This window comes from Arsenicicoccus sp. UBA2120 (genome assembly GCF_002330965.1).
In the GTDB taxonomy this organism is placed as follows: Bacteria; Actinomycetota; Actinomycetes; order Actinomycetales; family Dermatophilaceae; genus Arsenicicoccus; species Arsenicicoccus bolidensis.
In genome coordinates, this window is sequence record NZ_DCYC01000060.1 from 1 (window position 1) to 200 (window position 200).

The window sequence follows — 200 nt, forward strand, 5'->3', positions numbered from 1 at the left end:
CGTCGACGACGCCGTGGACGAAGACGGCGCCGTCGGAGTACTGCCGCATCTTGGCCTCGAGGCCGAGCAGCCGCCGGATGATCCGGTCGAGCGAGGAACGACCGCCGCGACGCTCGTCGAACCGCGCACGGATGACGTCGACGGTGGGGATGACGGCCGGGCCCACGTCGTCCATGATCACGTCGGCGTGCCCCTCGAGC

The 200-nt window shown here is 71.0% G+C and carries 1 protein-coding gene; it reads right to left on the minus strand.

Going from position 1 to position 200, the window contains the following annotated elements; translation table 11 throughout:
• Nucleotides 1-200: zinc-dependent metalloprotease (locus tag B2P18_RS08795; protein ID WP_286958141.1), on the minus strand; the 200-nt coding region annotated here is incomplete at both ends.